8 protein-coding genes and 1 pseudogene are annotated in these 8,777 nt (G+C 71.4%); 5 read left to right on the plus strand and 4 right to left on the minus strand.

Annotated features, from left to right (window positions below):
* Nucleotides 1-186: 186 nt before the first annotated feature.
* The gene (locus ACXAHD_RS29780; protein ID WP_475054805.1) at nt 187-408 is read right to left on the minus strand and encodes an acyl-CoA carboxylase subunit epsilon; all 222 of its coding nucleotides are present in this window, start codon (nt 406-408) and stop codon (nt 187-189) included.
* Nucleotides 409-580: 172 nt separating this feature from the next.
* Between ACXAHD_RS29780 and ACXAHD_RS29785 the strand changes: the two genes are divergently transcribed.
* The 3 genes from ACXAHD_RS29785 (at nt 581) to ACXAHD_RS29795 (ending at nt 3,939) form a co-directional block, all read left to right on the plus strand.
* A complete protein-coding gene (locus ACXAHD_RS29785) occupies nt 581-2,854 on the plus strand; it encodes a serine/threonine-protein kinase (protein ID WP_281553322.1) in 2,274 nt (757 codons plus the stop codon).
* 71 nt (nt 2,855-2,925) lie between these two features.
* Complete coding sequence (locus ACXAHD_RS29790) at nt 2,926-3,171, plus strand: hypothetical protein (RefSeq protein ID WP_281553323.1); 246 nt, start codon at nt 2,926-2,928, stop codon at nt 3,169-3,171.
* Between the two features lie 39 nt (nt 3,172-3,210).
* Nucleotides 3,211-3,939 carry a M50 family metallopeptidase gene (locus tag ACXAHD_RS29795; RefSeq protein ID WP_281555436.1) on the plus strand — a complete coding sequence of 243 codons (729 nt, stop codon included), beginning with the start codon at nt 3,211-3,213 and terminating at the stop codon, nt 3,937-3,939.
* A 25-nt stretch (nt 3,940-3,964) separates the two neighbouring features.
* Here the strand turns inward: ACXAHD_RS29795 and ACXAHD_RS29800 are convergent, their stop codons facing one another.
* The gene (locus ACXAHD_RS29800) at nt 3,965-5,557 is read right to left on the minus strand and encodes an acyl-CoA carboxylase subunit beta (RefSeq protein ID WP_281555437.1); all 1,593 of its coding nucleotides are present in this window, start codon (nt 5,555-5,557) and stop codon (nt 3,965-3,967) included.
* Nucleotides 5,558-5,711: 154 nt separating this feature from the next.
* Here ACXAHD_RS29800 and ACXAHD_RS29805 point away from each other — a divergent pair, with 154 nt between their 5' ends.
* Nucleotides 5,712-6,284, plus strand: coding sequence for a hypothetical protein (locus tag ACXAHD_RS29805; RefSeq protein ID WP_281553324.1), 573 nt, complete (start codon nt 5,712-5,714; stop codon nt 6,282-6,284).
* A 105-nt stretch (nt 6,285-6,389) separates the two neighbouring features.
* Here ACXAHD_RS29805 and ACXAHD_RS29810 read toward each other — a convergent pair whose 3' ends face one another.
* Nucleotides 6,390-7,445, minus strand: a complete 1,056-nt coding sequence (locus ACXAHD_RS29810) for a hypothetical protein (protein ID WP_281553325.1) — start codon at nt 7,443-7,445, stop codon at nt 6,390-6,392.
* Between the two features lie 338 nt (nt 7,446-7,783).
* Entirely contained in the window at nt 7,784-8,164 is a 381-nt protein-coding gene (locus tag ACXAHD_RS29815; protein WP_281553326.1) for a hypothetical protein, read from the minus strand.
* A gap of 323 nt (nt 8,165-8,487) precedes the next feature.
* On the opposite strand from ACXAHD_RS29815, the pseudogene ACXAHD_RS29820 reads away from it, so the two are divergent.
* Nucleotides 8,488-8,777 (plus strand): annotated as a pseudogene (locus ACXAHD_RS29820) (biotin--[acetyl-CoA-carboxylase] ligase); the annotation flags it as partial.

Below are 8,777 nucleotides of genomic sequence, written 5' to 3' on the forward strand. Positions count from 1 at the left end.
ATCAAGGCCGCCGGGCAGGCGGACGTCAACGACCGTGGAGCGCGGGTAGGACCGGGACCCGTCCCGGCACCGCGCGGTGAAACGGTAACCCACCAGAACGCTGCGCGTGTCACGCGCGGCGTGGCTGGAATCGCCGCCGTTTAGGGCGGCGAGGATGTCAACGGCCGTAGTACCCGGTACCGATGATCAGTGGGGCAGGGCGGCGGCCCGCCAGGCGTCCGGACCGAGCCGGCCGGGGAAATTCGGCTTGGGTCGAGCGGTGCGGGCCCACCGCGACGGCGCCGGCCGATCGGTGCCACTGTCGGAAACCGGACGGGTACGGGCGACGATCACGCCCACCAGCGCCGCCAGTTCCTCGGGGGTCGGGGTGCCCCGGACGATCCGCCAGGCCGGCTCAGCGTCACTCATCGGCCGAGCGTACGTGCCGACCAGGCCGGCCGGCGACCGGCGGCGAGTGGTGATCATTACTGGCGCGCTACCGTCGGCGTCAGGTTGCCACCCCGGTACCATATGACGCGCGGCTCACACCGGCCGCGTGCCGATCGTGTGGCACCCAAACCTTCCGGGTACGGTCATTCGGATGTCCGCTGTGCCCCCGCAACTAGTTGCAGACCGTTACCGGCTGGTCGAGCCGCTCGGTCAGGGCGGCATGGGCCGGGTCTGGAAGGCCCGCGACGAGGTGCTGCACCGGGACGTGGCGATCAAGGAGCTGGTGCCGCCACCGGGCCTCACCGACCAGGAACGCCGCGAGATGCGGGAGCGCTCGCTGCGCGAGGCGCGGGCGATCGCCCGACTCAACCACATCAACGTGGTACGCGTCTTCGACGTGCTGCGCACCGACGGCGACCCGTGGATCGTGATGGAGTACGTGCCGTCCCGGTCGCTGCAGGACGTGCTCGCCCAGAACGGCCCGGTCCCGGCGACCCGGGCCGCGGAGATCGGCCTCGGCGTGCTCGGCGCGCTCCGGTCCGCCCACCTGTCCGGGGTGATGCACCGGGACGTCAAGCCCGGCAACGTACTGCTCGGCCACGACGGCCGGGTGGTGCTCACCGATTTCGGCCTGGCCACCGTGCCGGGCGACCCCAACGTCACCCGTACCGGGCTGGTGCTGGGCTCACCGGCGTACATCGCCCCGGAGCGGGCCCGGACCGGCAGCGCCGGCCCGGAAGGCGACCTGTGGTCGCTCGGCGCGACGCTGTACGCGGCCGTCGAGGGGCAGTCGCCGTACGCCCGGCAGACCGCCATCGCGACGCTGTCCGCGCTGGCCACCGAGCCGCCGCCGCCCGCCCGCCGGGCCGGCCCACTCAAGCCGGTGCTGGCCGGGCTGCTGCGCAAGGACCCGTACACCCGGATGAAGGCCGACGAGGCGGAGCGGCTACTGACCCGCGCCGCAGGTCGCGGTCCGCGGCGCGGTCGCTCACTGCTCGACGGGGTACGCCGACCCAGCCCGTACGGCAGCCGGGAGGTCCGCCCCGGCGAGTCCCGGTCGGGGATCGTGCCGGGTCCGCGCGGCGGGGCGCCACGCACCCCGGTCCCGTCGGAGCCGGTGTCGCCGCCGGTGGCCCCGTTGCCGTCCGCGTTGCCGGTCGTCCCCGGCCCGGCCAAGTACGGCCCGCCGGTCACCCGCCCGACCAACTCGGCGGACCCGACCAGGGTGGTGCCGTCGACCGACCAACCTGCCGGCGCGGCGACCGCAGCCGCAGCCGCAGCCGAGACGAGTGTGTTGCCGACCAAAGCCGGTGAGCCACCGTCGGAGACCACCGTGCTGCCCCAGGCGGAGCGTACCCAGGTGGTGCCGGGCCGCAAGGAGACTGCGCCGGACGGCAAGACGGCCGAGCGGTCCCCGGCCGCCGAGCCTGCCAAGGCGGCTGAGCAGCCGACGGCGGCGAAGGCGACAGAGCAGCCAGTGGCTGCCAAGGCGGCTGAGCAGCCAGTGGCTGCCAAGGCGGCTGAGCAGCCGACGGCGACGGAGCAGCCGACGGTCGTCGAGCCCGCCGAGCGGCCGCCGGTCGAGGAACAACCCGGGTCGGCGGCTGCTGCCGCCAGCGCGTCGGACCGGCGAAACTGGTCCGCGCCGGCCCTGCTGTTCGACCGCGCCGCGCAGGCCGTCCGGTCCATGACCGAGCTGCCGCGTACCTGGCTGATCAGCGGTGTGGCAGCTGTCGTCGTACTGGCGTTGCTGGTGACCGGCGCGCTGCTGGCCGCCGGCGACGAGGACGAGCCCGACGGCCAGCTCGGCACCGGTCCAGCCGCCTCGGCCACGCCGTCGGCCCCGGCCCCCACCTCCGGGGCGCCGAGTGCCGAACCGAGTGTCGAGCCGAGCTCGCCGGCGGCCGAGACGTCGCCCGAGGTGCCGGCGGTGCCGCCGCAGAGCGATGAGTCGCCCCAGCCGCCGGACCCGCAGTCGCCGTTGCCCGACGGCTGGCGGTTGCACGAGGACCAGACCGGGTTCTCGGTGCCGGTGCCGGAAGGCTGGTCGGTCAGCCGCGAACGAACCCGGGTGGAGTTTCGGGAGAACGGTCAGCTCGGCCGGCTGATCATCATCGACCAGACCGACAACCCGAAGCCGGATCCGGTCGCCGACTGGCAGAACCAGGAGCAGGCGCGGCGGGGCACCTACAACAACTACGAGCGGGTACGGATCGAGGCCGTTGACTACTTCCTCGACGCCGCCGACTGGGAGTTCCGCTACACCAGCAACCAGGGCAACCGACTGCAGGTGCGCAACCGGGGGTTCGTCACCGCGCCGGACAAGGCGTACTCCATCTACTGGTCCACCACGGCCGAACGCTGGCAGCAGGACCTGGTCTACTTCGAGCTGATGGCGAGCAGGTTCCAGCCCGCCGCAAGCTGAGCCTCGAACTACCCGCATGAACTTCCGATCTTCCGGGTACAACCGGAGCGCGACGGAAGGAGGGGTGCGACATGGTCAACCGTCGACGGATCGCCAAGCCGAGCGTTGCACTGTGGATGCTGGTGGCCCTGGCCGATGCGGCCCTGCTGGTCGCCAGCGTCGGTCTGGTACCCGTACTGCTGGTGCTGTCCGGCGGCACAGCCGTGACGCTCGCCGCTGTGGCCGCGTACCGCATGACCGTCAGTGAGCGGGCCGGTGGCGAACCTACGGTCGTGCCTGCCGGCGGACGGTGGTCTGGTGGGCGTGGCGAGCGGTGAGTAGGCTCGCTGGCTGTGTCGATCACCGGGCTGACGGAAATGTGGGACCGCCTCTTCACGGCCCAGACCGACCCGCCGCCACTGCTCGTGCTCATCACCGCCGCCGTCGCGCTGGCCGCGGTGCTCACCCGGCTGCCCTGGCGGATCGGCCGCAACGCGATCACCATCGCCCACGAAGGCGGGCACGCGCTGATCGCCCTGCTCACCGGCCGCAAGCTCAAGGGGATCCGGTTGCACTCGGACACCTCCGGGCTGACCCTGTCGGCCGGCCGACCGACCGGGCTGGGCATGATCCTCACCCTGCTGGCGGGCTACGTCGCGCCGTCGTTGGTCGGGCTGGCCGGTGCCCTGCTGCTCGGCGGCAACCGGATCACCCTGCTGCTCTGGATCGCCGTGGCGCTGCTGCTCGCCATGCTGGTGATGATCCGCAACCTCTTCGGGATCGTGTCCATCCTGGCCACCGGCGGTGTGGTCTTCGCCGTCTCGTGGTTCGCCGGCCCGGAGGTGCAGGCCGCGTTCGCGTACACCGGGGTGTGGTTCCTGCTGATCGGCGGGATGCGGCCGGTCGGTGAGCTGCAGCGGCTGCGTGCCCAGGGCCGCTCGCCGGAGTCGGACGCCGACCAGCTCGCCTGGCTGACCCGGGTGCCCGGCCTGGTCTGGGTGGGATTCTTCGGACTGGTCAACCTCGCGGCGCTGTTCATCGGAGCGCTGCTGCTGGCCAGCCCGTGGCTGGCCGACCTGGACCTGCCGACGCCACCGGGCGGGTGACCCGTACCGCTGCGACCCGAACCGGTCAGAGCGGGATGTTGCCGTGCTTCTTCGGCGGCAGGGTCTCCCGCTTGCCACGCAGCATCCGCAGCCCGCGCGCCACCTGCAACCGGGTCTGCGACGGTGCGATGACCGAGTCGACGTAGCCGCGCTCGGCGGCCACGTACGGGTTGGCCAGCCGCTCCTCGTACTCGGCGATCCGCTGCGCCCGCACCGCCGCCGGGTCGTCGGCGGCGGCCAGCTCAGCGCGGTAGAGGATGTTCACCGCGCCCTGCGCGCCCATCACCGCGATCTGCGCGGTCGGCCAGGCGAAGTTCAGGTCCGCGCCGAGATGCTTCGACCCCATCACGTCGTACGCGCCGCCGTACGCCTTGCGGGTGATGACGGTGACCTTCGGGACGGTCGCCTCGGCGTACGCGTAGATCAGCTTCGCGCCGCGCCGGATGATCCCGTCCCACTCCTGGTCGGTGCCGGGCAGGAAGCCGGGCACGTCGACGAAGGTCAGCACCGGGATGTTGAACGCGTCGCAGGTGCGCACGAACCGGGCGGCCTTCTCCGAGGCCTTGATGTCCAGGCAGCCGGCGAAGTGCATCGGCTGGTTGGCGACCACCCCGACCGGCCGGCCCTCGATGCGGCCGAAGCCGATCACGATGTTCTGCGCGTACAGCGGCTGGACCTCCAGGAACTCGCCGTCGTCCAGGACGTGTTCGATCACCCGGTGCATGTCGTACGGGTGGTTGGCCGAGTCGGGGATGATGGTGTCCAGCTCACGGTCTGTCTCGGTGTCGGCCGGCGCCACGTCGGCCGACAGCGTCGGCGGTTCGTCGAGGTTGTTGCTCGGCAGGTACGCCAGCAGCGCCTTGACGTAGTCGACGGCATCCTCCTCATCGGTGGCCAGATAGTGGGCGTTTCCGCTGGTGGCGTTGTGGGTGCGGGCGCCACCGAGCTCCTCCATGCCGACGTCCTCGCCGGTGACCGTCTTGATCACGTCCGGGCCGGTGATGAACATGTGCGATGTCTGGTCGACCATCACGGTGAAGTCGGTGACCGCCGGGGAGTACACCGCGCCCCCCGCGCAGGGCCCCATCACCAGGGAGATCTGCGGGATGACGCCCGAGGCGCGGACGTTGCGGAAGAAGATGTCGCCGTAGAGGCCGAGGCTGACCACGCCCTCCTGGATGCGCGCGCCGCCGGAGTCGTTGATCCCGATGACCGGGCAGCCGATCTTCATCGCGAGGTCCATCACCTTGACGATCTTTTCGCCGAAGACCTCGCCGAGCGAGCCGCCGAAGACGGTGAAGTCCTGCGCGAAGACGCACACCTGCCGGCCGTCGACGGTGCCGTAGCCGGTGACCACCCCGTCGCCGTACGGGCGGGTGCGCTCCAACCCGAAGTTGGTCGACCGGTGCCGGGCCAGCTCGTCCAACTCGACGAAGGAACCCTCGTCGAGCAGCATCGCGATCCGTTCCCGGGCGGTCTTCTTGCCCCGGGCATGCTGTTTCTCGACCGCGCGGGCCGAGCCGGCATGCACCGCCTCGTCGACCCGGCGTTCCAGGTCCGCCAGCTTGCCGGCGGTGCTGTGGAGGTCGGTTCCGGTCCCGGACTGCTCACTCGTCACGCCCACACCGCGGATGCTATCGACGTCGCGACCGCCGGTCAGGGGCCGACGGTGTGCGGTTTCCCTCAGTACGCCGCCGTCGGGCCGGCCCCAGCCTGGGTCGATCGACCCCGGGACGACGTTTCCTGCCTGTTGCCCGATTCGTTACCACCACGTGACAGTGTTGGGAGTCGCGCTGATCGCGTCCGGTCTGACGGTGCTGCTGGTGATGCGGCGGACGCTCTGGCCGGCGCGGGCGGCCACCGTCGGCAGCCGCAGGGCCGGAAGTCTGGACGCCGCGCCGCATCGGCGCCGTCGAGGGCGGGGGCGACGTCGGGCCACCCGTACCGGGCTGTTCCGTCGCCGGGCGACGCCCGGTGGACGCCACACGGTCGGCGTGACCGTGCCGCGCCAACGTCGGGGTGGTCGGCCCGCCGTCGTGCTGCCGGAGCCGTCGGTGGCCGCTGTGCCGCCCGTCGTTGTGCCGTCGGTTGCTGCTGTGCCGCCGGCTGCCGCGCCGCCGGCTGCTGCGCCGCCGGCTGCTGCTGACGAGGATTTTGACTGGTTCGACCGGCCTACGGACGCGTACGCACAACCCGTACGAGCGTCGGACCGGGCCGTTCCCGCGTCGGACTCGGCCGTCCCCGCGATGGACCCGCCGGTAGCAGTGCCGGTGGTCGGTACGACCGTCACCGGGCATCCGTTCCGCGGCGTGGCACCGGTGCCGCAGCGGCGCGACCACTGGTAGCGCGACGGAGCGACACCGGCCCAACCTGAAAGACTGCTCCGCTGCGGAGGGAGGCGGCGGAGCAGCCACGATTCCGGGACCCGCGTCTCGGTGAGAGGGCCTGGGTCAGGGTTGCGGTGGCCCGGATGGCTGGGTGGTGGTGAGGAAGGCGGCGGGCACGCCCGAGTCGATGAGACGACCGCGCATCCGGTCAAGCGCGTCAGGTGTCCAGTCTGGATAGGCGGACAGGAACAACAACCGCTGGGCGGCGCGGCGATCGGTCCGGGCTTCGGCGATCGAGTCCTTGACCATGTTCGCCGCCACCTCGAAGTCGTCGGCGATGCGGACGCCGCCAGTCGGCATGCCGACTGCGGCGAGTCGGGCCGGCGGCGGCCGGGCGGCGAACACGACGGTGACGATGACGAGCAGCCCGCCGACGGCGCTGAGGGCGGGAAGCAGCCACGGCGGTGCCGCTGGCCAGTACGGGACGGGCGACAGCGCGTGGTGCACACTGGGGAGCGGGCCGCCGGTATGAGCGTGCGGACGTATCGCGTGCGCGAGGCTGACATACAGGGCGACGACGGGTGCCGCGAGGACGAGGACGGTGGTGGCGGACAGCGCAGCCACGGTGATCCGGTGCGCGGGGTGTGTCGAGTGGATCCGCCGTGCTACCGCCGCCGCGAGCAGCCATCCGGTGGACAGCCCGAGCGCCACGCCTGCGACCAGCAGGATGCGCAGCACTGGTGAGCCTGCGGCCCAGGCGTCCACCCCGACCGTGGTCTTGCCGCCGACGGACATGCCGGCGATCGCGACGACCAGTCCGTGATGCTCGGCGGTGAACCGGTCGTAACGGGAGGGGATGTAGTCGCTGGTCCAGGCAGCGGGGTCCGCCACGCCCGCCTGGTCGTGTACGACCTCGATCTCTGAGACCGACCAGCCGGCGGCGGCGTAGCGCTGCCGGGCCTGCGACGCGTCCCACCTGCCGTCCAAGGTCACCGCAGTGAATACCCGGTCCGCTGTTTGTGCCGAGGTCTGCCGCAGCACGACCGAAGGAGCCTCGACGCCGCTGGCACGTCTGGTCAGGTCGACCATCGCGGTGTCGCTCGGAAGATTGGTCAGGGTGGTTGCCCCGAGCATGGAGCCGGTCGCCGCGCCGAACGCCCCGAGCACCGCCGTGACCACGACCGCTGCCGCTACCGTGACGGGACGACGGTCGGGAAGCGAAAGCCACCGACGGAGGCGCCCACCGCGTGGAGCCGAGCTGGTTCCGGCGATCGCCGAGGCGCTCACCCAGCCACTCCTGCCATCGACAGCAGTAGGTCAAGCGGGCGGCTCTCCATGCCCCATAGGGTACGGGTGCCTTCAAGCTGCGTCCATCGGATCGCAAGCAGTGGCCCGCTGTCGTACCCGCGACGGGGACCTGTCGAGCACGGGACGACCATCCTCTGCCGCTTGTCTGCTGTGGATCGCCGGCCGGCGATCCACGCCGGCAGGCGACCATGATCCTCGGTCTGGACGGTCTACTCGCCCGGCATGCTTCCCCGCGGCTGGCGGCAGACGCTGCAGTACGACACCGAGTTGACCACGAAGGAGAAGGATGCCCTGTCCTGCCCCGGGCCGACCACCGATGCCGACCCGCCGGAGTTCTCGCAGCGGTTCTGGTTGGCGCTCAGGGTCAGGCTGGTGCCGTTGCTCATCGAGCGCGTTCCGACCGGCATGTTGATGCACCAGACGGACGTACCCGGCAGCGGGATGCCCTGGAACAGCGTGCCGGAGAAGTTTGTGCCGGTCCAGTTGCAGAACCGGCCAGAGGTGCACAGGGCCAGCGCCGATCCGGCATCGGCCTGCGCAGTTGCCGGAACCAGCAGAGCGGCCCCGGCTGTGGCGGCGACCGCCAGCATGGCGAGCAGTCTCCTCATTGCGCCTCTCCATCCGATCCATCCGGTCGACGAAGGGGCATGACAGCCGAGCAGGTGCCAAGTGACTCTGGTGACCATCGAGACCTAGAACGTTCTAGAGTCACGCCCCGTGCTGAAACGGTAACCATCAATGATCGGTGACGCAAGAATCGACCGTCACAAATTAGGGAGATCCCGTTGGTCTCCGCCACGACCCCAGGCGGCGGCTGGACTCCTTGTATCAGCGGCGCGATGCTCCTTCCCGGAGCATGCCTGGTTCTGTGGCAGACGCGGTGCGCTGCCAGGTGCCGCCGTAGGGTGGGCGGATGGCCGGCTCACCGTACACCGATCTGGACCGTCCGCCGTTGGACGAGCGTGGTCTGCGTCGCGCGCTGGTCGTCCCCGACGGCCTGTGGACCGACGTGCAGGTCCGGGCGCAGACCGGCTCCACCAACGCGGACGTGCTCGCCGCCGCGCGAGCCGGTGCCGCCGAAGGCCTGGTGATCACGGCGGAGCAGCAGCACGCCGGGCGCGGGCGGCTCGGCCGAGACTGGACCTCGCCGCCGCGGGCCGGCCTCGCCGTCAGCGTGCTGCTGCAGTCGGCGGCGGCTCGGCC

This window comes from Micromonospora sp. ABR4_055, assembly GCF_056160425.1.

What these genes read in the sequence shown, in the direction of transcription:
- ACXAHD_RS29780 (WP_475054805.1), bottom strand. Translation starts at nt 408, where the DNA reads ATGAGTGACGCTGAGCCGGCCTGGCGGATCGTCCGGGGCACCCCGACC.
- ACXAHD_RS29785 (WP_281553322.1), top strand. Translation starts at nt 581, where the DNA reads ATGTCCGCTGTGCCCCCGCAACTAGTTGCAGACCGTTACCGGCTGGTC.
- ACXAHD_RS29790 (WP_281553323.1), top strand. Translation starts at nt 2,926, where the DNA reads ATGGTCAACCGTCGACGGATCGCCAAGCCGAGCGTTGCACTGTGGATG.
- ACXAHD_RS29795 (WP_281555436.1), top strand. Translation starts at nt 3,211, where the DNA reads ATGTGGGACCGCCTCTTCACGGCCCAGACCGACCCGCCGCCACTGCTC.
- ACXAHD_RS29815 (WP_281553326.1), bottom strand. Translation starts at nt 8,164, where the DNA reads ATGCTGGCGGTCGCCGCCACAGCCGGGGCCGCTCTGCTGGTTCCGGCA.